This window comes from Flavobacterium algoriphilum (assembly GCF_048158655.1).
Taxonomy (GTDB): Bacteria; Bacteroidota; Bacteroidia; order Flavobacteriales; family Flavobacteriaceae; genus Flavobacterium; species Flavobacterium algoriphilum.
In genome coordinates, this window is record NZ_JBLNKY010000005.1 from 62,434 (window position 1) to 87,092 (window position 24,659).

21 protein-coding genes are annotated in these 24,659 nt (G+C 32.8%); 12 read left to right on the forward strand and 9 right to left on the reverse strand.

Going from position 1 to position 24,659, the window contains the following annotated elements; all coding sequences use genetic code 11:
- Window positions 1-82: 82 nt before the first annotated feature.
- A complete protein-coding gene (locus tag ACM55G_RS09990) occupies window positions 83-2,464 on the forward strand; it encodes a hybrid sensor histidine kinase/response regulator (RefSeq protein WP_416843777.1) in 2,382 nt (793 codons plus the stop codon).
- On the opposite strand, the gene ACM55G_RS09995 is transcribed toward ACM55G_RS09990, so the two are convergent.
- Window positions 2,461-3,225: an NYN domain-containing protein gene (locus ACM55G_RS09995; RefSeq protein WP_416843778.1), complete on the reverse strand. Its 765-nt coding sequence runs from the start codon at window positions 3,223-3,225 to the stop codon at window positions 2,461-2,463. The two genes, ACM55G_RS09990 and ACM55G_RS09995, sit on opposite strands and share 4 nt — an antisense overlap.
- Before the next feature lie 253 nt (window positions 3,226-3,478).
- On the opposite strand from ACM55G_RS09995, the gene ACM55G_RS10000 reads away from it, so the two are divergent.
- On the forward strand, window positions 3,479-4,741 hold the full coding sequence (locus ACM55G_RS10000) for an aminotransferase class I/II-fold pyridoxal phosphate-dependent enzyme (protein WP_416843779.1): 1,263 nt from the start codon (window positions 3,479-3,481) through the stop codon (window positions 4,739-4,741).
- 108 nt (window positions 4,742-4,849) lie between these two features.
- Window positions 4,850-5,317, forward strand: a complete 468-nt coding sequence (locus ACM55G_RS10005) for a hypothetical protein (RefSeq protein ID WP_416843780.1) — start codon at window positions 4,850-4,852, stop codon at window positions 5,315-5,317.
- Window positions 5,318-5,399: 82 nt separating this feature from the next.
- Here ACM55G_RS10005 and ACM55G_RS10010 read toward each other — a convergent pair whose 3' ends face one another.
- Both ACM55G_RS10010 and ACM55G_RS10015 read right to left on the reverse strand, forming a co-directional pair.
- A complete protein-coding gene (locus ACM55G_RS10010) occupies window positions 5,400-6,518 on the reverse strand; it encodes a GTP cyclohydrolase (RefSeq protein ID WP_416843781.1) in 1,119 nt (372 codons plus the stop codon).
- A 2-nt stretch (window positions 6,519-6,520) separates the two neighbouring features.
- Window positions 6,521-7,489 carry a transporter gene (locus tag ACM55G_RS10015; protein WP_416843782.1) on the reverse strand — a complete coding sequence of 323 codons (969 nt, stop codon included), beginning with the start codon at window positions 7,487-7,489 and terminating at the stop codon, window positions 6,521-6,523.
- Window positions 7,490-7,615: 126 nt separating this feature from the next.
- Between ACM55G_RS10015 and ACM55G_RS10020 the strand changes: the two genes are divergently transcribed.
- From ACM55G_RS10020 to ACM55G_RS10040, 5 genes are all read left to right on the forward strand, one after another.
- Window positions 7,616-7,897 (forward strand): DUF4834 family protein, encoded by a 282-nt coding sequence (locus tag ACM55G_RS10020; protein WP_416843783.1) that lies wholly within the window; start codon window positions 7,616-7,618, stop codon window positions 7,895-7,897.
- A 52-nt stretch (window positions 7,898-7,949) separates the two neighbouring features.
- Window positions 7,950-10,379: a YfhO family protein gene (locus ACM55G_RS10025; RefSeq protein ID WP_416843784.1), complete on the forward strand. Its 2,430-nt coding sequence runs from the start codon at window positions 7,950-7,952 to the stop codon at window positions 10,377-10,379.
- 51 nt (window positions 10,380-10,430) lie between these two features.
- Window positions 10,431-11,732 (forward strand): glycosyltransferase family 4 protein, encoded by a 1,302-nt coding sequence (locus ACM55G_RS10030; protein ID WP_416843786.1) that lies wholly within the window; start codon window positions 10,431-10,433, stop codon window positions 11,730-11,732.
- 15 nt (window positions 11,733-11,747) lie between these two features.
- Window positions 11,748-13,211, forward strand: a complete 1,464-nt coding sequence (locus ACM55G_RS10035; protein ID WP_416843788.1) for a lipopolysaccharide biosynthesis protein — start codon at window positions 11,748-11,750, stop codon at window positions 13,209-13,211.
- 519 nt (window positions 13,212-13,730) lie between these two features.
- Window positions 13,731-14,030: a hypothetical protein gene (locus tag ACM55G_RS10040; RefSeq protein ID WP_416843789.1), complete on the forward strand. Its 300-nt coding sequence runs from the start codon at window positions 13,731-13,733 to the stop codon at window positions 14,028-14,030.
- A 4-nt stretch (window positions 14,031-14,034) separates the two neighbouring features.
- Here ACM55G_RS10040 and uvrA read toward each other — a convergent pair whose 3' ends face one another.
- Window positions 14,035-16,833, reverse strand: a complete 2,799-nt coding sequence (gene uvrA / locus ACM55G_RS10045; protein WP_416843790.1) for an excinuclease ABC subunit UvrA — start codon at window positions 16,831-16,833, stop codon at window positions 14,035-14,037.
- 429 nt (window positions 16,834-17,262) lie between these two features.
- Between uvrA and ACM55G_RS10050 the strand changes: the two genes are divergently transcribed.
- Window positions 17,263-17,847 carry an RNA polymerase sigma factor gene (locus ACM55G_RS10050; RefSeq protein ID WP_416843791.1) on the forward strand — a complete coding sequence of 195 codons (585 nt, stop codon included), beginning with the start codon at window positions 17,263-17,265 and terminating at the stop codon, window positions 17,845-17,847.
- Window positions 17,848-18,159: 312 nt separating this feature from the next.
- Here the strand turns inward: ACM55G_RS10050 and ACM55G_RS10055 are convergent, their stop codons facing one another.
- Window positions 18,160-18,819, reverse strand: a complete 660-nt coding sequence (locus tag ACM55G_RS10055; protein ID WP_416843792.1) for an endonuclease III domain-containing protein — start codon at window positions 18,817-18,819, stop codon at window positions 18,160-18,162.
- An 85-nt stretch (window positions 18,820-18,904) separates the two neighbouring features.
- Here ACM55G_RS10055 and bcp point away from each other — a divergent pair, with 85 nt between their 5' ends.
- Window positions 18,905-19,357, forward strand: a complete 453-nt coding sequence (gene bcp / locus ACM55G_RS10060) for a thioredoxin-dependent thiol peroxidase (protein ID WP_416843793.1) — start codon at window positions 18,905-18,907, stop codon at window positions 19,355-19,357.
- Window positions 19,358-19,444: 87 nt separating this feature from the next.
- Here bcp and ACM55G_RS10065 read toward each other — a convergent pair whose 3' ends face one another.
- Window positions 19,445-20,905, reverse strand: coding sequence for a TonB-dependent receptor (locus ACM55G_RS10065; RefSeq protein ID WP_416843794.1), 1,461 nt, complete (start codon window positions 20,903-20,905; stop codon window positions 19,445-19,447).
- A 94-nt stretch (window positions 20,906-20,999) separates the two neighbouring features.
- Here ACM55G_RS10065 and ACM55G_RS10070 point away from each other — a divergent pair, with 94 nt between their 5' ends.
- On the forward strand, window positions 21,000-21,764 hold the full coding sequence (locus ACM55G_RS10070; protein ID WP_416843795.1) for an MBL fold metallo-hydrolase: 765 nt from the start codon (window positions 21,000-21,002) through the stop codon (window positions 21,762-21,764).
- A 12-nt stretch (window positions 21,765-21,776) separates the two neighbouring features.
- Window positions 21,777-22,277, forward strand: coding sequence for a hypothetical protein (locus ACM55G_RS10075; RefSeq protein WP_416843796.1), 501 nt, complete (start codon window positions 21,777-21,779; stop codon window positions 22,275-22,277).
- Between the two features lie 51 nt (window positions 22,278-22,328).
- Here the strand turns inward: ACM55G_RS10075 and ACM55G_RS10080 are convergent, their stop codons facing one another.
- From ACM55G_RS10080 to ACM55G_RS10090, 3 genes are read right to left on the reverse strand one after another with little or no spacing between them, the layout of a single operon-like run.
- Entirely contained in the window at window positions 22,329-22,976 is a 648-nt protein-coding gene (locus ACM55G_RS10080) for an alpha/beta hydrolase (protein WP_416843797.1), read from the reverse strand.
- Window positions 22,977-22,980: 4 nt separating this feature from the next.
- Complete coding sequence (locus ACM55G_RS10085) at window positions 22,981-23,307, reverse strand: hypothetical protein (protein WP_282715226.1); 327 nt, start codon at window positions 23,305-23,307, stop codon at window positions 22,981-22,983.
- A 42-nt stretch (window positions 23,308-23,349) separates the two neighbouring features.
- The gene (locus ACM55G_RS10090) at window positions 23,350-24,603 is read right to left on the reverse strand and encodes a dihydroorotase (RefSeq protein WP_416843798.1); all 1,254 of its coding nucleotides are present in this window, start codon (window positions 24,601-24,603) and stop codon (window positions 23,350-23,352) included.
- Window positions 24,604-24,659 lie beyond the last annotated feature (56 nt).

The window sequence follows — 24,659 nt, forward strand, 5'->3', positions numbered from 1 at the left end:
GTATAATTAAAAAAAGAGTACTTAGAAAAACTAAAGGGCTCTTTTTAAGTAAGTGCTTTTGTCTAATTGTAATTTATTAAACATGGGTCAGAAAAAATTCGATCGACTTTCTAGTACTTTGAAATTATTATTTTTCTTGTTGCTTTTTACAAATACTTATTCACAATATGTTTTTAGAAGCAATGCAATTCCTGAAAAAATTTCTCTTTATCAATTTACTACAATTGCAGATGTTGGCCAAAGAAATTTAGATATCCAATTTGTAACTGCAAATTATAATTCATTGAGTCCTAAAAAGCTTAAAACGGAAAATGATGATTTAGGCTTTACTCAGAATAATTTTTGGGTAAAGACTGAACTTAAAAACCCTACGGACTTATCCTTAAAATATTACTTAGAGACTGCTAGACCAATTACTGATTTGGTAGAATTATATATTTTTGATTCAGCTTCAAGAAGAATCACCAAAAAAGTTAGTGGTGATAATATGCAATATTCTAAACGTAGTTTTGACAATCGTAAGACTATTTTTAAAATTGAAATTGCACCAAAATCCAGTTTAAAATTATTTTTACACTTAAAAAGCGACGGTGAAGCAACAAAAATACCAATAAAACTGTATTCTTCAGAAAGTTTTATAAAAACAGTTTCAGAAGAGCAATTATTTTTCGGAATTTTTTATGGAATTCTGACAATTGTTTCCATTATTTACTTTTTTTTCTATTTTGCTTTACGCGAAAAAACATTTTTGTATTATAGCTTGTATGTTATTTTTATTGGCTTAATGCAATTTTCTTTGGACGGGTATTTTTATGAGTTGGTTACGCCACAGGGTGGATGGTTTTCGCTTCGTGCAGTATTGTTTTTTGCGATGATAGCCGGTTTTTTATTGGGTAAGTACAGCGAAGTTTTCTTAAATGTCAAAAAGTATAATAAAACGATTTATCTTCTTTTTAATATCGTTTATTTTTTAACTTTTGTGTTAATTTTCTGCATCCTTTTTGTTCCGGTAGCTCTGGCAATTAGTTATCCTTTGGCAAACGTACTCGGATTGCTGATTCTCATCTTGATCATATCCTCGGTCATCTATCTGTATTATAAAAACAAGTATGTTGATGGCTTTTTTACCGTTGGTATTTTCTTTTTAATTCTTGGATTTGGAATATTTATTCTAAATAATTTCGGTCAAGTTCCTAATTCATTTTTGACGCAGAACAGTTCTAAATTAGGAACCGGTTTAGAAGTTATTTTCCTTTCACTTTCAATGGCAAACCTGATCAGGAATCTTAAAAATGAAAAAAATGAACTTACTCGAATCGCTTTGGTTCGTTCTCAGGAGATGAATGACTTGAAATCGTATTTTTTATCTAATATTAGTCATGAATTGAGAACGCCACTCAATGCTATTATGAATTTAATTGATTCTATTTCTAATGAAGTTCAGGATAAAAATATAATAAAAAATTGCCAAATTATAAAGTATTCTTCTCATAGTTTATTGAGTTCTGTCAATGATATTTTAGACTTTTCTAAAATTGAAAAAGGGGAATTAAGGTTGGAAAATGAGCAATTTGATCCGGTACAGGTTTTGGAGCATTTAAAGAATAATGCGATAAATATGGCTACAGATAAAGGGTTAGAATTTCAATTTTTAAAATCGGATACTATTCCTGATTTTTTAATTGGAGATTTGACCCGATTGGTTCAGGTGGTGAACAATGTATTGAATAATGCCATTAAATTTACAGCCGCTGGTTTTGTGAAATTCAGTATAGATGCTGAATTGAAACCTAATAATAAAGCGAGTTTGATTTTGACTGTTTCGGATTCTGGTGTGGGGATTTCCAAGGATAAAATGGATAGTATTTTTGATTCTTTCTCTCAAAATAACATTAATAATAAGCGAAAATTTGGCGGACTTGGATTAGGACTTTACATTGTTAAGACTTTGGTCGATATGCAAAACGGAACTATTGTAATGGATAGTAAAATCAATGAGGGAACGACTTGTGTTATTACAATTGATTTTGAAGTATCAACAGAACAGAAAAAGGTTGAAGCTCCTGTTAAAACTGTTATTGATGATTTGGATGGAAAATCGATTTTAGTAGTTGAAGACAATCCGATTAATCAAATGGTCATAAAAATGATTACCAAGAAATGGTTAAATACGACTGTTGTTTATGCGAATAATGGACAAGAAGCATTGGAGGCATTTAAAACCAATCAATTTGATATTGTTCTAATGGATCTTCAAATGCCAGTTATGGATGGCTATGAAGCTACAATTGCAATTAGAAATGGAGGTGCCGGTGCGCATAATAGCGAAATTCCAATCATTGCAGTAACTGCTGATGTGATGGAAACCACAAAAGAGCGTGTTAAGGCAATAGGGATGAATGATTATTTGTCTAAACCCATTAAAAAAGAAACATTATATGAGGCTGTTAAGAAGTTAGTCTAACTAAAACGCAATCGTACATAAACATGTTTGATTCCTTTTTTATCGGAATCTCTTTCATCGATTTCTAAAATATCAGTTAATGATTTAAGCATGGGAGTTAATTTTGCGAAACCATAATTTCTTGGATCAAATTCGGGTTTTTTCTTAACGATAAGGTTTCCTACATCTCCAAGAAAAGCCCAGCCACTGTCATCAGCAATGTCTTCGATGGTTGATTCTATTAATTCGATAGTTTGTACATCGACTTTGTTTAAGCTTTTTGGGGTAGCTTTTTTGGCATCTGAGGCAGTTCGTTTTGGTGATTTCTTCTTGATAGCTCCGTCTAAAACTTCAATATAAATAAATCTATCGCAGGCTACAATGAATGAATTTGGTGTTTTTTGTTCTCCAATTCCAATGACTTTCATTCCGGATTCTCTCAATCGGATTGCTAAACGTGTAAAATCAGAATCACTGGAAACGATACAAAAGCCATCTACTTTGTCGGAATACAACAGGTCCATGGCGTCAATAATCATCGCTGAATCCGAAGAATTTTTACCCACTGTGTAACTGTATTGTTGAATCGGCGTAATCGCATGTTCCAATAAAACACTTTTCCAGCCTCCGGCATTTGGTTTTGTCCAATCGGCATAAATACGTTTGGTGGTTGGTGTGCCAAATTTGGCTATTTCCTCCATCATTCCTTTTACATTACTATACGGAACGTTGTCAGCATCAATGAGAACGGCAAGTTTTAATTCTTTTGTATCTTCGGACATAAATTTCTAATGTTGAAATATTTATCCAAATATACAAAGTTTATCATCGGAATCGTTTTTTTTAGCCCTGATCGAAACGGCATCCTTTTGTGCCGATTTTTCTTCGGCACAAAAGATATAGTGTAGAGCAGGAAATACCTCCTGATAGTCATCAAGATAAACCATGAAAAATAAATTTACTTTCAATACAATTATAAAATTTAAATAATTATTTTTGCAACTTCTTAAAATTAAAATTATTACTTGATATATTATGGTAAAGGATTTATTCGAAAGGATTCAAAACAATAAAGGACCATTAGGAAAATGGGCTTCACAAGCGGAAGGCTATTTTGTTTTTCCTAAATTAGAAGGAGAATTAGGTCCAAGAATGAAGTTTGCGGGGAAAGATGTTTTGAACTGGAGCTTGAATGACTATTTAGGTCTTGCAAATCACCCTGAAGTTCGTAAAGCAGATGCAGATGCGGCTATCGAGTTTGGTGCAGCTGCCCCAATGGGTGCGCGTATGATGAGTGGCCACACTAAATATCACGAACAATTAGAGCAAGAACTGGCTGCTTTTGTAATGAAAGAATCAGCTTATTTATTGAATTTTGGTTACCAAGGAATGGTGTCAATCATTGATGCTTTGGTTACCAGAAATGATGTGATTGTGTATGATGTAGATGCGCACGCTTGTATTATTGACGGTGTTCGTTTGCATAGCGGAAAACGTTTTACTTACAAGCACAACGACATCGAAAGTATGGAAAAAAACTTGGCGCGTGCTACAAAACTTGCAGAAACAACTGGTGGCGGTATTTTATTTATTACCGAAGGTGTTTTTGGAATGCGCGGGCAACAAGGAAAGCTGAAAGAGATTGTAGCAATGAAAGAAAAATACAATTTCCGTTTGCTAGTTGATGATGCACATGGTTTTGGAACTCTTGGTGCAACAGGTGCAGGAGCAGGTGAGGAGCAATGCGTTCAGGAAGATATTGATGTTTATTTTTCGACTTTTGCAAAATCGATGGCTAATATTGGAGCTTTTGTGGCGGCTGATAAAGACATCATCGATTATTTAAAATACAACTTACGTTCTCAAATGTTTGCAAAAGCATTGCCAATGATTCAAACCATTGGTTCTTTGAAACGTTTGCAATTGTTGCGTGATAACCCAGAATTGAAAGACAAATTATGGGAAAATGTAAATGCTCTGCAAAATGGTTTGAGAAGCAAAGGATTTAATATTGGTGATACCAATACTTGTGTTACACCAGTTTATTTGGAAGGAAGTGTGCCGGAAGCGATGGTAATGGTGAATGACTTAAGAGAAAATTATGGTATTTTCTTGTCGATAGTAATTTATCCAGTGATTCCAAAAGGAATGATTTTATTGCGTGTTATTCCTACTGCTCCTCATACATTGGATGATATAGCTCAAACACTTACTGCTTTTGAAGCTATCCGTGAAAAATTAGAAAACGGAACCTATAAAGAAATTGCATCACGAACTAAAGTAGATTTGGACGCTTAATTTAGTCTTAAATTCATTCCAAAAAAAACCATTCGCCAAGCGAATGGTTTTTTTTGGAATGAATTTAGCTATGAATTGGTACATTTATAAAACTAAAATGAAAAATCTATGAAAAAAGTAATAGTATTAGGAGTCGTTTTTATAAGCATTCTAGTTTCTTGTAAAAAAGAAAAGGAAGAAGCTCCGGCTGCATCAGAAAAAAAAGTTGTTGAAGAACATGTATCCGAAGAATGTTACCGTGTAGTTTTAAAAAAGGATACGATTTCAATGACTTTGAATGTGAAAGGAGATCAATTGACTTCGGGTAAACTGAGTTATAATTTCTATGAGAAAGACAAAAGTTTTGGGACATTAGTTGGAAAAATAAAAGGAGATACGCTTTTTGCGGATTATGCCTTCATGTCAGAAGGTGTTGCTACCGTTCGTGAAGTCGTTTTTTTGAAAAAAGGGAATACCTATGTTGAAGGTTTTGGAGACTTAGTGGATGATTATACAGGAAAAGTAACTTTTAAGGATGCAGCACAATTAAAATTTGAAGGGAATGTAGTTTTGTCAAAAGTGGATTGTAAAATGTGATTTTTATTATAAAAAGCAACCATCTATAACTAAAAAATCCATCACTCGCCGCTGATGGATTTTTTAGTTATGATCTCAATTATTACAGAATTTTTAAAAAAGTACATCTGCGTTTGTGAACTACAGTATTAAAATGTTTCCATAAATTATGAATTGCAAGGTTGTCAGCTAATTCAGGAGTTCTGAAGCAATTGATAATCCCTTTTTCTTTAAAAGTTTCGTAGTATTCTTTAAATATGATTGCTGTGACTGCTTTGTTTTGGTATTCCGGGAGAACACCAATGAGATAAAAAAGCACGTCTTTGCTTTGTTTTTTTGCTTTCAGTAAATGCAGGAATCCAAATGGGAATAATTTTCCTTTTGATTTTTGCAATGCTTCCGAAAAAGAAGGCATCACAATACTAAAAGCGACAATATTATGGTCTTTGTCTTCCACAAATTTAATGAATTCAGGATTAATGAAACTGATATATTTTTTCTTAAAATATTCTTTTTGTGTATCTGAAATGGCTACAAAAGAGGATAAAGAAGCATAGGACTCATTGAATAAATCAAACATTTTATCCACGTGGGGCATCACTTCTTTAGTAGTTTTAAAATTTAGCGGACTTAACTGGTACCTTCTTTTTACCAATTCATTTGCCTTTTCAAAAAATTCCGGTTTTACGTTGGCAAAAGGGAATTTACTTTCTATGTATTCTTTCTCTTTGGCATAACCCAATTGCTCAAAATGACTGGCGTAATACGGATGATTGTACCACGTAATCATGGTTCCCATTTCATCAAAACCTTCTGTTAGTACACCAACTTTGTCTAAATTTGAGAATCCCATAGGACCTTCAACGTGCTCTAAATTATTTTTACGACCTAATTCATATACTTTTTCCAAAAGTGCTTTTGTCACTTGAATGTCATCAACGACATCAAACCAACCAAAACGAACTTTCTTTTTTTGTTGATCATTCACTTCGCTCCAATTGATTATAGCCGCTATTCGGCCAACAATTTCATTGTTTTGGTACGCAATATAAAAATACGCCTCTGCATTTTCGAAAGCAGGATTTTTGGTCTTATCAAACGATTCCAGTTCATCAGCGATGATGGGTGGAACCCAGTTTTTATTGTTTTTGTATAAAGAAAAAGGGAATTTGATGAAATTGGTTAATTCACTTTTTGTTTTAGCTTCTTTTATTGTAATCATTATTATTGGGGTGTAGTTTCTATTTCGTCTTTGCGTTTTTTATTTTTTTTCTCTGCTTTTTTTACTGATTTTGATTTTTTGTCGCCTCCACTGTCAATACTCATTCGTACTTCTTGATAATTTGCATCATAGCGCCAGGAAAAACCTACTCCTCCATAAAGAACAGAAGGAGTATCTTTGAAATTAGTACTTATTGATGCGTCAATTTGCATGTCTTTGTTGAGTAAATAAGCAGCACCTCCGCGAACAATTGCATCACTATAAAAATCACTTTTAAAGCCTTGGTTTTCTACGAAACCTGACCATTTATCGTTAAATCCTTTAGTTAATGTCAATACATATCCATAACTTGGATAGTCAGTTGTTACGTAATCGGCAATAATATTGGTAACAAAAACCCATGTTCCGTCGCCCAAATGGTTTTGTGTAATTAACATGATTTTTGGGGATATACTCGCTTTAGGAGAAAAAGAATATGGATTATTAGCCATGGTAAAATTAGCTCCTGCAAATACGGAAACAGCAGGGATTAATTGATGCCAATTGAAAGCACGATTGGCTTTCCAACTGTAAACATTTACTTTTTTTTCATAATTTTTGAATGGATCGTAAATTAGATATTTGGCTCCTAAAACGGTTTGCTTTAGCGCTGATTTATTAGAGTTATTAAATAACGTGGTAAATTTTTCGTTTTGGTACTGTAAATCGGCTATCAATTCTAATTTCTCTAGGAAAAGTCCATATCTTAACGTGGCATCAATCCCCAAACCATTGGCATCATAATTCAATAAATTATGTTTTTCTTTGATTCCATAAATCCCTGTTTCTATTTGAATTACTGATTTTCCAACTGCAAATGCGGACATCGTTTCACCGGGTCTGTTAGAGTTGATTTGATCCGTATGCTGTCCATAGTGAATACATGGGATTATTAAAAGGGCAGCTAAAAATAAGGTTTTGAATTTGAACATATTATTTTTTTTTTGAGTTAAAAAGTAATAACGCTTTTCAAATGTACTATATTTTATTATTTATTTAAGAATGATATTTTAATTTTGAACGTTTGATTTATTAATTTTGAAAAAAATTATACGTTTATGCAAACTGCTTCATTTTCCGGTTTTATAAAAGCACTTTTTTATATGCTTGCTTTCTATTATATTTTTAAATTTTTGGCGAAGTTATTTCTGCCTTTATTAGTTAAAAAAGTAGTAGAAAAGGCTGGGCAAAATTTTCAACAACAGCAACAAAATGCGCAGGATAATTCTTGGAAAACAACACAGAGCAAAGATGAAGTGATTTACAATGCTGACAATGCCAAAAATCCTCGTGAAACCAAAAAAGTAGGAGAATATGTTGATTACGAAGAAATAGATTAAATTTGCCGTAAAAAAAACGCAGCTCTCATACTTTAAACCAAACTTTCAAAAATTGAAAATAATAAATAAGTTCTATCCGCACGCGCTGGCCATACTTGGTTTTGTACTAATATCTCTAATCTATTTTTATCCTGTATTGCAAGGAAAACAAATTTTCCAATCGGATATTGCTCAATACACGGGAATGGCCAAAGAGCAAAACGACTTTAGAGCCTCGGATCATGTGGAACCTTATTGGACCAATTCCGCTTTTGGTGGAATGCCCACCTATCAATTAGGCGCAAAATACCCTCACGATTACATTGGAATGATTGATGATGCGTTGCGATTTTTACCGCGTCCCGCCGATTATTTATTCCTGTATTTTCTTGGTTTTTATGGGTTAATGTTGGTTTTGAAAATCGATCCTTTGAAAGCTTTTTTTGGGGCTTTGGCTTTTGGGTTTTCCACTTATTTGATCATTATACTTGGGGTAGGACATAATGCAAAAGCGCATGCAATTGCTTATATGCCGCTCGTTATTGCTGGTTTTATTTTAGTTTTTAGAAAAAAATACATTTTAGGTGGTTTGCTGACAATGTTTGCCACGGCATTAGAAATTAATGCCAACCACTTTCAAATGACCTATTATTTATTAATTTTCTTATTGATACTTTCCGGTTATTTTATTTATCAGGGTGTAAAAGCGAAGCAATATAAATCACTTTTGTATTCGTTTGGCGTTCTGGCGGTGGCTGGTATATTTGCTTTGGGCTCTAATGCAACTAATTTATTGGCTACAGCCGAATATGCGGATTTTAGTACTCGGGGAAAGAGTGAATTAACCTTTAATCCTGACGGATCAAAAATGACTACTAGTAGTGCTATGACTCGTGAATATATTACAGAATACAGTTATGGGATCGCCGAAAGTTTCAATCTTATTGCTCCAAGACTTTTTGGAGGTTCTAATAATGAAGCTCTGGGAACGGATAGTAAAATGTATGATTTTATGATTGGTAAAGGAGTGCAAGAGGCTCAAGCTAAAGATTTTGTTTCTGGAATGCCAACCTATTGGGGAGACCAGCCTATTGTAGCGGCACCAGCTTATATTGGTGCTGTAGTTTTCTTTTTAGGAATTTTGGCTTTGTTTGTTGATGAACGAAAAATTAAATATGTATTTCTTTCGGGAGCCATTGTGGCATTAATACTTTCTTGGGGTAAAAATTTACCGGCTTTGACTGACTTTTTTATTGATCATGTTCCAATGTACAATAAGTTTAGAGCGGTTTCTTCCATACAGGTGATTTTAGAATTATGTTTCCCAGTTTTAGCGATAATGGGATTACAATCCTTTTTTAAATTAGAAAAAGAGGATCCGAAGCTACAGCAGAAATCCTTATTAGAGGCTGGAACTTTTAGTTTAGGGGTTATTCTGATTTTGTTTTTGTGCAAAAGTTTGTTCAGCTTTTCCGGTGGGAATGATAGTTATTATCTCGAAAGTTACGGACCAGATTTTGTGAGTGCGCTTAAGGAGGACAGAATGAGTTTGTACAGTGCGGATTTATTGCGTTCTGGCTTCTTTATTTTAATTTCAGCAGGTATTTTATGGTTGTTTATAAAAAATAAATTGGCTCAAAATACAGCGATAATCTTGGTAGGACTTCTAATGATTTTCGACTTGTTTTTTGTCGATAAAAAATACGTTTCGAGTAAAGATTTTGTTAGTGGAAGAGAAGTAGAAGTGCCATTTCAGGAAACACCTGCAGATGCTCAAATTCTAAAAGATACAACAAACTACAGAGTTTTTGAAGTAAGCGGTAATTTATCAAGCGCCAGAACTTCTTATTTCCATAAATCTATTGGGGGATATAATGCGGTTAAACCACGAAGAATGCAACAATTATTTGATTACCAAATTGCTAAAAACAATATGGAAATCCTTAATATGTTGGACGTAAAATATGTAATTCAAACGGATAAAGAAGGAAAAGAATTTCCAACGTCAAATCCTATCGCCAATGGAAACGCCTGGTTTGTGAGTCAGGTAAAAGCAGTCAATTCTGCTGATCAAGAAATGAAAGCATTGGATAGTTTGGATTCTAAAAATGTGGCAGTAGTCAATCAAAAAGAATTTGAAATTAAAAAGACGGCTTTCGCCAAAGACAGTTCGGCTACAATAATTTTGGATTCATACAAACCGAACCATTTAAAATATACGTCGAATAATGGGAATGAAGGTTTAGCCGTTTTCTCTGAAATCTATTATGGAAAAGGCTGGAATGCTTATGTTGATGGCAAATTGACTCCTCATATAAGAGCCGATTATACACTACGAGCTCTTGTTATACCTGCGGGAAAACATATTGTAGAATTCAAGTTTGAGCCACAAGTTATAAAAACGGGAAGTACAATTACACTCTTTAGCTCAATAGGAATGTTGTTGCTGTTAATTGGAGGGATTTATTTTGAAAGAAAAAAAGGATTTAAGACTGTTGATTAACGATTTAAGATTTTAGAATTTAAATTAGTATATTAACTTTAAACCTTAAACTTGGAACCAAAGAAACTATTAATAATTACTTACTATTGGCCGCCAGCTGGGGGGCCAGGAGTGCAGCGTTGGTTGAAATTTGTAAAATATCTGCCGGATTTTGGAATTCAACCCATTGTGTTTATTCCAGAGAATCCAACGTACCCAATTGTGGATGAAAATTTAATAAAAGAAGTTTCAGACACGGCAATTATTCTGAAACATAAAATTTTTGAACCGTATCAATTGGCTTCTTTTTTTTCGAAGAACAAAACAAAAAAAATCAGTTCAGGAATTATTCCAAATAAAAAGAAACAAAGCCTTCTGGATAAAACCTTTCTTTGGATTCGTGGTAATCTTTTTATTCCTGATGCCCGTGTTTTTTGGGTAAAACCATCGGTTTCTTACTTAGAAAAATACATTCTAGAAAATAATATTGATACAATTGTTACTTCGGGACCGCCACACAGCTTGCATCTCATTGGATTAGAATTAAAACAAAAATTAGATCTAAAATGGTTTGCTGATTTTAGAGATCCTTGGACGACGATTGGTTATCATAAATCCTTACGATTATCGGGCTATGCAGCCAAGAAACACAAAACATTAGAACAGCAGGTTTTGAATGCTGCTGATACTATTATTGTAACCAGTAAAACCACTAAAACCGAATTTCAAGCCATTACAAGCAAGCCCATTGCCGTAATAACCAATGGTTACGATATTGAAAATGTTGAAAAACAAACATTGGATACGAAATTTAGCTTGGCTCACATTGGTTCTTTTTTGTCGGAAAGAAATCCTCTAATTTTATGGGAATGCTTCGTTGAATTACTAGATGAAATTCCGGATTTCAAATCACATTTAGACATAAAATTAATTGGCGCAGTAAGTCAGGAAGTATTGGAAACCTTAACTCAATTTGGCTTAAATCCGTATTTGAATAATTTGGGCTATGTTTCCCATGCGGAAGCGATTGCCCATCAAAGAAAATCGCAGGTTTTATTGCTTATCGAAATTGATTCCGAGGATACCAAAAGCATTATTCCGGGAAAATTATTTGAATATATGGTTTCTAACAGACCCATAATAGCGATTGGACCAAATGGTTCTGATTTTGCCGAAATCATAACGGAAACGAATACTGGTGTGTTTTTTAATTATTCCGAGAAAGTGAAACTAAAAAGTGTAATTTTGGATTTTTATAATCAGTTTCTGGAAGGAAAATTAGAAGTAAATGGAGTAGGTTTACAACGTTATTCCAGAAAAAACCTTACCAAAGAATTATCACAATTGATCAATTCAGACAAACAGAACCTCTAACTTCTAACCTCAATAATGGGAATAGTATTAAATCAGTCTTTAAAAAATACGATAATAACCTATATTGGTTTTGGAATTGGTGGTATAAATACCATTTATTTGTATCCTGTTTTTCTTGGAGCAACTTTTTATGGTTTGACTAATTACGTGACTTCTTGTGCTAATGTGATTATGCCATTGTTTGCTATTGGAATGCAAAATACATTGGTTAAATTTTATTCTCAATATAAAACTGAAGAAGAAAAATCTCGGTTTTTATCCTTTACGGTTTTGTTCCCTTTTCTGTTAATAGTTCCAATGTTATTAATTGGGCTTTTCTTTTATGATGAGATTTTATTCTTCTTGTCAAAAAAGAATGCAATTGTCAAAAATTATATTTGGTTGATACCATTTATCGGATTGTGTATGGCATATTTCGAAATTTTTTATGCTTGGTTACGTGTACACATGCATTCTGTTTTTGGAAATTTTATTAAAGAAGTAGGGTTGCGATTGTTTTCGTTTTTTCTGTTAATTGGAGTTTATTATAATTGGCTTAGCGTTGAAGGGTTCGTATATGCGACAGCAGGATTGTATTTTTTGGCGTTTTTGGTGACGATGTTTTATGCCTTTAGTATCCAGAAACCCACTTTTCAGTTTACAATTCCAGAAAACACAAAAGAAATATTGACGTACACTTTTTATATTATTTTGTCAGGAAGTGTTGCTAATTTACTTTTGGATGGGGATAAAATGATTCTTAATCAATACATGCATATTGAGAATATTGCCTTTTATTCTGTTGCTACTTATATTGCGTTAGTGATATCTGTTCCAAGTCGTGCAATGCATCAAATCGTTTATCCTATTACTGCACGATTAATGCATGAAAACAAACATGATGAGCTAAATGATCTCTATAAAAAAACCTCGATTAATCTACAAGTTGTAGGCGGTTTGGTTATGCTGGGTATTTTTGTCAATATCAATCAGTTGTATGAAATGGTTCCGAAGGATTATAGCGGAGGTATTTTGGTTGTTTTTATGATTGGAATCTCTAAATATTTCGATTTGATTTTAGGGAATAATAACGCCATTATTTTCAATACAAAATATTATAAAACGGTTTTGTTTTTAGGTGTCGCATTGGTAATTTTAACCATAGTCCTGAATATGATTTTTATTCCTATTTATGGTATTATGGGTTCTGCTTTTGCCACTTTATTATCGATAACATTATATAGCCTTGCCAAATTGATTTTTGTGGTTAAGCGTTTGGATTTATATCCTTTTACAACTCAAACATTGTATTCTATAGCAATTACGTTTGTGTTGTTCTTACTGTTTTATTTCTGGCAGTTTCCTTTTCATCCGATAATTAGTATTGGATTAAAATCTGCTTTAGTGACCATTTTATATGTTTATATCAACTATAAATTTGCTATTTCTACCGAAATAAACCAAGTAATGAATAATGTGTTGAAAAAGTTTAGAAAGTAGCTTTAAAATAATTTTCTTTATATCAAATTGTTTTTGTAACCAATTGCTAAAAGGTGTTTTGAATTTTTTGTAATCTTTCTCACATTTAGATTTAATTTTATATAAAAAAAAGACGTCTATAAAGGGACTTTGATTTAATTACAGCAATTCACGTTGGTTTTAAAAATCGCTTAAGTTAAAGTTTTTTTAGCTTAACAATATTTCTTCAGATCAATTGACTAAAAAATAGTAACTCTAGGTTTTTATTTAATTTGTTGTTTTTAAATTAATAGAGGATTTTGAATAGTGTGAATTATACAATATTTTTTAAGTATTATGTAATATTAAAAAGCCTTTTTAAAATATATTTGTACTCTATTTTGGGTTTTAAACATAAAGATCAAATTGTAAAAAATACTGAAAAATCACTAAAAGTGGGTATTGCGGTGGCAAGATATCGCCCTTATTTTTGCCAATGATATTTTACAAAATATTTTTGAAAAAAACACTAAATAGCTAAAGTAATTTACCCCAATAATTATGCAAAGCAACCAATACATAAACGAAGAAAGTCTACAGAAATTTTCTACTATTATAGCTACTAAAATTAGTAATGGATTTGTTATTACTGAAAGAAATGATGCACTGCCATTTGCGGTCTTATCAAAAGATGCAAAAACAGTTGACCACGGTTTTAATTTTTTACTTTGTTGTGTTACGCTAGGTTTATGGTCCATAGCTTGGATTTATTTAACGTACGTGTCCTCCAGAGAAAAAAAGATATTAATTGCTATCGATGAAGATGGAAATACATTTGAAGAAAAATGCTATTCTGAATAGATTTTTATAATTTATCCTTGAGATATTTAGCAGTGATTGATTTTTTTATTTTTACTATTTCTTCAGGAGTTCCCACAGCTAATAATTTCCCACCATTTTCCCCTCCTTCAGGGCCCAGATCAATTATCCAGTCGGCACATTTTATAAGATCCAGGTTGTGTTCGATTACAATTATCGAATGCCCTTTGTCTATCAAAGCATCAAATGAAGCCAATAGTTTCTTAATATCATGAAAATGTAATCCTGTAGTAGGTTCATCAAATACAAAAAGTGCTTTGTCTTTTGTGGCTCCTTTTACTAAAAATGAAGCAAGTTTTATACGTTGCGCTTCTCCACCTGAAAGAGTAGAAGAGGATTGTCCCAATTGCACATATCCTAATCCAACATCTTGCAGCGGTTGAATCTTTTGAGTGATTTTAGCTTGCTTATGATTGGTAAAAAATGCAATTGCATCATCAATGGTCATCGTAAGAATATCGTTTATATTTTTGCCTTCAAAGGCAACTTCCAAAACTTCTTTTTTAAACCGTTTTCCGTTACAGGTTTCACAAGGCAATTGTACATCAGCCATGAAAACCATTTCTACGTTTATGGAACCCTCCCCTTTGCAGGTTTCACATCTTCCGCCATCAACATTAAAAGAAAAATGTTTGGCCTGATATCCTCTTATTTTTGATAATTTTTCTTTGGAATATAACTCCCTGATGTCATCATAAGCCTTAATGTAAGTGACTGGATTAGAACGAGAACTTCTTCCAATTGGGTTTTGATCTACGTATTCAATATGCTTAATTTGCGAAAATGAACCAGTCATTTCAGTAAATTGACCTGCTTTTTCGCCTGCATTTTCTAGCTTTTTTTGCATGGCAGGAAACAAAATTTTCTTTACCAATGTGCTTTTTCCACTTCCAGAAACACCTGTTATAACCGTCAATACATCCAATGGAAAAGTAACATCAATGTTTTGTAGGTTATTTTCTCGGGCTCCTTTTATTTCAATAAAATTTTTGAAAGTTCTTCTTTTCTTAGGGACAGAAATTTCTAAATCACCATTTAAATATTTTGCTGTAAGTGAAGTCGATTTCAGGATTTCATCATAAGTACCTTGAGCCACTAAATAACCACCTAGAGTTCCTGCTTCAGGACCAATATCAATAATCATATCGGCTGCTTTCATAATATCTTCGTCGTGTTCGACTACAATAACGGTATTGCCCAAATCACGAAGCGATAGCAATACTTTTATCAATCGTTCTGTGTCCTTTGGGTGTAAACCAATGCTGGGTTCATCAAGAATATACATAGAACCCACTAAGCTGCTTCCCAATGAAGTTGCTAAATTGATTCTTTGTGATTCCCCTCCGGAAAGTGTTGCTGAATTTCTATTTAAAGTAAGATAATCCAAACCAACTTCAGTTAAAAAGGATAACCGATTATTGATTTCTATCAATAATCGTTTTGCAATTTGCTTTTCATAAACATCTAAATTAATGCTTTCAAAAAAGGTTACTAAATGCTTAATTGGTAAATCAACTAAATCAGAAACGGTTTTATCATTAATTTTAACGTAAGAAGCTTCTATTCGCAAGCGTTTTCCTTTACAAGAATAACATTTGGTTTTACCGCGATAACGAGAAAGCATTACACGGTTTTGAATCTTATAATTTTTTTCTTCTAATTCCTTAAAAAAATCATTCAGGCCTTGAAAGTAGTTGTTTCCATTCCATATCAATTCTTTTTGATCTTCCGATAATTGATAAAAAGGCTTGTGGATTGGAAAATCAAATTTGTAGGCGTTGTTTACAAATTGGTCCCGAAACCAACTCATACTTTCGCCTCTCCATGGGAAAATAGCGTTTTCAAATACTGATAAGGTAGTGTTAGGAACCACTAATTCGGCATCAATTCCTATTATATTTCCGTAACCTTCACATACAGGACAAGCACCGTAAGGATTGTTGAAACTGAATAAATGTACATTTGGTTCCAAAAAAGTAATACCGTCCAACTCAAAATTATTAGAATAAGAAAATGTTTTATCCGAATTTAATTCCTGCAAATAACAAATTCCCTTCCCTTCAAAAAAAGCGGTTTGCACTGCATCAGCCAGTCGATTATAGAATTCTTCTTCTCCCGAGGTTTCGGGATTGACAACAATCCTATCAATAATGAGCTTGATGTCTTTATTGTCTAAAGAATGTTGGTCGATTTCATCTAAACGAACCATTTCATTATTAACCAGAATTCTTGCAAATCCTTGTTGTAAAAGTACTTTTAATTTGTCTTCCAGTTTTCGGCCTTCTTCCAGATGTAAAGGAGCAAGGAGTAACCATTTGCTTTCAATGTCAAAACTTTTCACATCGGTAACCACATCAGTAACCGTATTTTTTTTTACTTCTCGTCCTGAAATAGGAGAATAAGTTCTTCCAACTCGAGCAAATAATAATTTTATATAATCATAAATTTCAGTTGAAGTTCCTACCGTAGAGCGGGCATTAGTAGTGTTTACTTTTTGTTCAATAGCAATTGCAGGAGCAATCCCTTTTATATATTCCACTTTTGGTTTGTCTAAACGGCCAAGAAATTGTCTTGCATATGAGGATAGGCTTTCTACATAACGGCGTTGTCCTTCGGCGTATAAAGTATCAAATGCCAGGCTTGATTTTCCGGATCCAGAAAGTCCCGTTATTACAACTAATTTATTTCGAGGAATCGCAACATCTACATTTTTTAAATTATGTACTTGTGCGCCTTTGATTATAATATTTTTCTTAGGATCTAATGTAGAAAGGTCAACTTGCATAAAAACAATAATTTTTACAAAAGTAATCAATTTTCATCGGAGAAAAGGGGTTGAACAAATCACAAATTTTGGATCGTTAAATGGAATGAAATCAGAAATATGGTTCTCAGAATTCTTTATTATAATTAAATTTCTTGTTAAATTTTTTTTTAGTTATTCTTTTTAATTCTTAAAGCACAATAGTTTAAAAATAATATTTTTATTAAACTATTATTGCGTAAATTTATATCACCCAAATGTAAAATCTTAGCCTAATAATTAACATTTTTATTTCTCAAATGTTAATTTTTATTAATTTTATTTGTTTGTTAAAATAATTATTTGCTAAATTTGACCATTAAAATAACCCTAATTAATCACTAGCCTATATTACAAAACTACTTTTTAGAGAAAACTCTCGATTTTAATTAAAAACTAAAAAGTATAACTATGGCTAGTACACAACTTCCAGACGCATTATTGGTTCAGGATTATGTTGCAGGTAATGAAGATGCCTTAGCATCTTTAATTAAAAGACACGAATCAAAAATTTATGGGTTTATATATTCTAAAATCTCTGATAGAGATATTTCGAATGATATTTTTCAAGACACCTTTATTAAGGTGATAAGAACCTTAAAATCAAATTCTTATAATGAAGAAGGGAAGTTTTTGCCATGGGTGATGAGAATCTCACATAACCTTATTGTGGATCATTATCGAAAAACTAAAAAAATGCCCATGTTTAGAGAAACAGAGGAATTCTCTATTTTTTCAATAATGTCCGATGACTCACTTACAATAGAAAACAAAATAATATCGGAACAAGTCGAAATGGATTTGAAAAAACTTATCGAAGAGCTTCCCATAGATCAAAAAGAAGTTTTGGTAATGCGAATGTATCAGGATATGAGTTTTAAAGAAATTTCTGAAACAACTGGAGTTAGTATCAATACTGCTTTAGGTAGAATGCGTTATGCATTAATGAATTTAAGAAAAGTTATAGATAAGCATCAAATTGTTTTGACTAATTAACAATAAAACGAAACTTGCTCCGTTGTAATATAAAACAAATTTATTACAATATGGCAAAAATTTACTCCAGAGAATCAAAAGTTACTAAAAGGATGAAGCCTAGGAAAGAAATCGTTTCTTTTTTATTGAATTATTCAAAGGCGTTAACCATAATAAAAATAGAAGATAAAAGTTTCGAAATTATAGCGAATTAATAAAAGTCAATTTAAGTGTTGGTTGTTAATGTATCGAAAAAATTCAAGATTCTATTTTTTAGGACTTGAATAACCGGATTCCACTAATTTTTCTTTAAAATTAGTGGAATCTCCTATTTTAGGAGTTCTTTTTTTTATCATATTCATCTAAAACTGATTTTTTACCAATCGTTTTGGTGATAATATCTTTATCTAAATCCCAACCACGTGCAGGTGAATATTGCCGTCCATACCAAATGATTTGTAAGTGTAAATCATTCCATATTTTCTCCGGAAAAAGGCGCTTAGCATCCTTCTCTGTTTGGACCACATTTTTTCCATTGGTCAAATTCCAACGGTACATTAATCGATGAATATGTGTGTCTACAGGAAAAGCCGGAACACCAAAAGCTTGAGACATCACCACACTTGCAGTTTTATGCCCAACTGCCGGAAGCTCTTCTAAAAATTCAAAACTCTGCGGCACTTTTCCACCATGTTTATCAATTAAAATATGAGATAAACCGTGGATACCTTTAGATTTCATTGGCGATAAGCCACAAGGCCGTATGATTTCCTTAATTTCTTCCACTGACATTTTTATCATATCGTACGGATTATCCGCTTTTGCAAAAAGCAAAGGTGTAATTTGATTCACGCGAACATCTGTGCATTGTGCCGAAAGTAAAACGGCAATCAATAAAGTGTAAGGATCTTTATGGTCTAGCGGAATAGGAATTGTAGGATATAATTCTTTTAACGTATTTATAACAAACGTTACACGTTCTTGTTTATTCATTATTCATTAAATTTGGTTTGTAAAGAAAAACAATTTCAAACTCAATAGCAAAATTCAATTTCAATTCAACAAATAAAATATAATAATGACAACATTAAAAAAAGGAGATAAAGCCCCCAATTTTTCTGCTCTGGATCAAGACGGAACGCTACATCAATTAGCCGATTATAAAGGGAAAAAACTAGTTGTATTCTTTTATCCCAAAGCTAATACACCGGGATGTACTGCAGAAGCTTGTGATTTAAGAGATAATTATGAGCGTTTTAAAGCTAATAATTATGAAATTCTAGGTGTAAGCGCCGATGCGCAAAAAGCACAGGCAAAATTCAAAGAAAAATATGATTTCCCTTTTCCATTATTGGCTGATGAAGATAAATCAGTAATTCAAGCTTTTGGGGTTTGGGGACCAAAGAAATTCATGGGAAAAGAATATGACGGGATTCACAGAACTACTTTCGTGATAGATGAAAACGGAATTATAGATGAAGTAATCTCGGATGTAAAAACAAAAGCACATGCTGCTCAAATACTGAAATAATCTTAAAAATAAATAAAGAGAAAGAGCCAAGAAATAAGACTATTAGAATATCTTTTTTCTTGGCACTTTCTTTTGCTTTGTAAACGATTAATTGCTTTCTTTCAATAGTTTAATTGGATCATATCCAAAAAGGTGATGTTCTTTTATAATTTCGGCAATACCGGAAGGAAGCATAATTTCCCAACCTGGTTTTCCTTGGCTTATCATGTTGAGTACTTCACGAGAGAATACTTCCAGAATATTAGGATCATAGTCTACTATATCAACAACTTTACCATTAAATTTGAAGAATTTGTATAATTCTTTCATTCTAGGATGTACTTTCAAATTGTCCGAAGTGATGATTTCCCCATTTTCGCCCATCATTGGATACAAAAAGACTTTCATGTCACGGTAAAATAATTTTCCAAAAGCTTCCAGAATTCCACCACTCAAATGACGGTAGTATTTTTCGTCAAAAATATCAACTAAATTATTTACACCCATTGCTAATCCCATTCGAGCTTTGGTATAATTGGCAAAATATTCCACCACTTTATAATATTCTTGAAAATTAGAAATCATTACCGTTTGTCCTAACGAACAAAGTAATTCGGCACGATCCATAAAATCTCTTTCGTCAATTTCACCATCTGAACGTAAATTCGAAAGGGTAATTTCAAAAATAACAAGTGTATTATCGACTTCTACTTTATTCTCATTCAGAAACATTTTTAATGATTTCTCATACATGTCCATGTTTACTTTAGTAACCGGACGAAAACTTCCTCTGAAAGCAAGAATATTTTTTTTGTATAATATGGCTGCAGGAAGGATGTTTTTTCCATCTGGATTAAACATAACCGCATCAGTCATTCCATTTTTAACCAGCTGTAAACTCATCAAACGATTGTCCACCTCGGAAAAACGTGGTCCTGAGAAATTAATTGTATCTATCTCTAACTGATCTTTATCTAAATGATCGTATAAATATCGCAATAGACGTTTAGGGTCGTTGTATTTATAATAAGCGCCATAAATTAAATTTACACCCAGAATTCCAAGTGTTTCCTGTTGCAATCGAACATCTGTTTCCTTAAAACGAATGTGAATAATGATTTCGTTATAATCCTCGTCCGGTTCAATTTGATAGCTGATTCCAACCCATCCATGTCCTTTGAATTGTTTGGCAAAATCAATGGTTGCTACAGTATTGGCATAACTAAAAAACATTTTGTTAGGATGTTTTTCTCTACTTAAACGCTGTTCTATTAAGTTTACTTCATGAGAAAGCATTTTCTTTAGTCTGCTTTCCGTAACGTAGCGCCCGTCTTTTTCTGTACCATACACGGCATCACTAAAATCTTTATCATAAGCGGACATCGCTTTTGCAATAGTACCGGAAGATCCACCAGATCTAAAAAAATGTCTTACAGTTTCTTGCCCAGCACCAATTTCTGCGAAAGTTCCGTAGATATTTTCATTCAAGTTGATACGAAGTGCTTTGTCTTTTATGGAAGGAATTTGCTCGATGACTTTGTCACCTTTTAGTTTTATTTCAGTACCCATTTTATTTTAATATGGCTAATATGTTACAAAGTTAATTAAATAGGTTTCTAATGAAAGAGAATTAACCCTATTTTTGTAAAAAAATCTAATAGCATTGAAGGTATATTTTTTAGGCACTGGCACATCACAAGGAATTCCTATTATAGGGAGTAATCATCCTGTATGCAAAAGCACTGATTTTAAGGATAAAAGGCTTCGAGTTTCGGTTTGGATCTCTTGGGGAAACCATTCGTTCGTAATCGATTGCGGACCTGATTTTAGACAACAGATGCTTTCTTCGAATTGCCAAAAAGTAGACGGAATCCTATTTACTCATGAACATTCAGATCACACTGCCGGTTTAGATGATATTCGACCCTTCAATTTTAAACAAGGCGAGATTCCCATTTATGCGCATCACAGGGTAATTGATAATCTTAAAAAGCGTTTCGATTATGTTTTTGAAACAGTAAATAGATATCCTGGAGCACCATCTGTAGAAACAATTGAAGTGGTCAATAATCAACCCTTTTCTATTGGCGATAAAACGGCTATTCCTATTGATGTAATGCATGCAGGTCTTCAGGTTTTTGGGTATAGAATAGATGATTTTGCTTATTTGACAGATGTGAAAACAATTGAAGAAAGCGAAATAGATAAATTGAAAAATCTAAAAGTATTGGTGATAAACGCTTTGCGTGAAGAATCTCACATTGCGCATTTCAATTTGCAGGAAGCGTTAGATTTTATAACTTTGCTTCAACCTAAAAAAGCCTATATTACCCACATCAGTCATATTCTTGGTTTTCATGAAGAAGTACAAAAAAAACTTCCAGAGAACGTTTTTCTTGCGTATGATAATCTAGAAATTACAATTTAATCAGTCTTAAAAATGAAAAAATCATTATTACTTTACGCTTTTATTCTAGCTTTATTATTTAATGTTTACACGTATATGTTCTTGAGTAAGGAAGTAACTTTTGAACAGGATAGATATAAAAAGGTAACTACAAAGTTGAAAGATAGCTTGAATTCGGTTAAAAATAAATTAACTGACGCTAACTATTTCTCGTTGGAAAAAAATGAAAATGCCCAAAATTATTTTGAATCTTCGAACTCTGGAAAGATAATTCAATATGAAAAATTAATTCCCTTTGTAACTGAGAAATTATTGGATTATAATTCAAATCCTAAGGGGAATCCTTACGTGGGTCAGGATAAAATCGGGGCTAATAAATTCATCATCAATAAAGTCAGAATTTTAAATCATCGTTGGATTATTGCTGATTTTAGTGATGGCGAAATTTGGGGAGAAGTGTTGTTAAAATACTTTGTCAATGATGATGATACCATTACTTTTGAAGTAAATCAATCTTTGTTGTATCAAAAATAAAGCTTTAGTTTTCTGTCGCACTGAGTGTTCATTGCGACTGAAAACAAAAAATTAATTTTCAAGAAGCCAATTCTTGAAATCGTAAAAATTTTGTGGTGCTACGCCATGACCTACAGGATATTCTTTGCAGGTAGAATCAATGCCTAATTTCTCCAAAAAAGGTTTTGTTTTTCTTGCCCATTCTATAGGAATTACTTGATCTGCAGTGCCATGCGAATGGAATATTTTAAGTTTTGTAAGATCGTTTCGTAAGTAACTCTCTTCTAAAATAGGTTCGCTTACATAACCGCTCAACGCAACGACTCTTTGCACTTTATCAGGATGCGATAACGCTATTGCATAACTTAAAATCGAGCCTTGGCTGAAGCCAACCAAAGTAACGTTTTTAGAATCTATAGGATAGGTTTCAATTAATTCGTCGATAAATTGAGCAATTAAATCTCTTGAAATTTTTGCTTGTTCGTGATCTGAAAATTTGTTTTCATCTGCATCAAAATTGATAGCATACCAAGCATAAGCGCCATATTGCATGTTATATGGAGCCCTTGCTGAAATGATGTAATATTCATCAGGAAGTTCGGTTGCAAACGAAAATAAGTCTTCCTCATTGCTGCCGTAACCATGTAATAAAAGTAAAAGTGGATTTTTGTCTAATTTTATTTTAGGTTCTCGTATTTTATATTCTAAAGATAAATTCATTTTGTTATGATATGTTTTTAAGCCATTTTTGGAAATAAGTCCCTAATAAAGGAACCGGTTTTGTTTCGCCTTTTATAGCACTGGTAATCCCATAGGACCATAAAACGAATACAAAAATCCACATAGGCGCAGAAATCATTAAGCTGTCAAAATTGCTGATGATTAATCCCAAGGATATAAAAGTTAATGTGAGTCCCAGTCCTTGACGGATGTGAAAAGAAGCAAACGCATTTTTATCTTCAGAGTTCATAGACATCGCTATAAACACGCCAATTCCTAAAATATAACTTGTTATGGCGGCAGTTTTTCCTGTTTCGGTAGTATTATTCATTTTTATTTGTGCTCACCTTGAGGTTTGTGCGGTTTTTTTTATTTATGCTAAAATTAATTTTCCTTGATTCAAAATCCCGTGAACTTTTCCTTTTATTTCTGCTCCCAAGAAAGCGGAATTTTTCGATTTCGATAAAATGGATGATTTTGTAAAAATGCTTTTTGGTTCCGGGTTGAATAGGGTAATGTTAGCTTTTGAACCTTCATTAATGGTTTGTATATCAATACCAAACCTAGATTTTCCGGATGTCAATTTCTCTATCACTGTTTCTAATGGCAGTACTGTCATCAAAGCACCAAAAGCACTTTCTAGTCCAATTGTTCCATTTTTGGCGGTATCAAACTCCATTTTTTTATGTTCGATGTCAATCGGATTGTGGTCGGATGTGATCATATCGATCGTTCCGTCTTTTATCCCTTTCAACAATGCTTTTCTATCGGTTTCTGTTCTCAACGGTGGTGAAACTTTATATCTTGTATCGAATTCTTCCAGTTTTTCATCGGTTAAAACTAAATTATGGACCGCTACACTACAGGTCACATTTAGTCCATTAGCTTTCGCTTCTTTGATTAATTGAACTGATTTTTTAGTTGAAATAGTTGGAATGTGTAATTTTCCACCAGTGTATTCTAACAGAAATAAATTTCTAGCAATTTGTAATTCTTCGGCTAGATTTGGAATTCCTTTCAAACCTAATCGGGTAGAAACAATACCTTCATTAGCTACCCCGTTTCCTTTTATATTGCGATCTTGTGTAAATGCAATAACTAAACCGTCAAAATCCTGTACGTATTGTAAGGTAATTTTTAGCAAATTGGCATTGTCAAGACTTTTATTATAATCTCCAAAAGCAATTGCACCCGCTTTTTTCATATCATATAATTCAGCCATGTCTTTTCCTTCACTTCCTTTTGTTAAAGAGCCTATTGGGAAAAGTTCTGTTGCAAATCCATGTGCTTTGTTTACCACAAAATTCACTTGGGATTGATTGTCAATAACAGGGAAGGAGTTGGATTGTAAGGCTATTGCAGTAAAACCGCTTTTGGCAGCTACATCAAGCCCGTTTGAAATGGTTTCTCTATCTTCAAAACCAGGTTCTCCAAGCGAAACACTACTGTCAAACCAGCCTTGGGAAACATGTAAGTTATCCAGTTTTACTTCGTCTGTTTTTTCTAAATTAGGAATAGAAGTTCCTATTTTTTTTATAAAACCATCAACAATTAAAATATCTACTGTCTTGTTATGAAAAGGACTTTTCGAATCGATAATTTTTGCTTCTCTGATGATTAATTTCATATGTAGATAATATTTGTTTTTAAATGGAATATGGAATTCGCATAGTTGTATTAGCT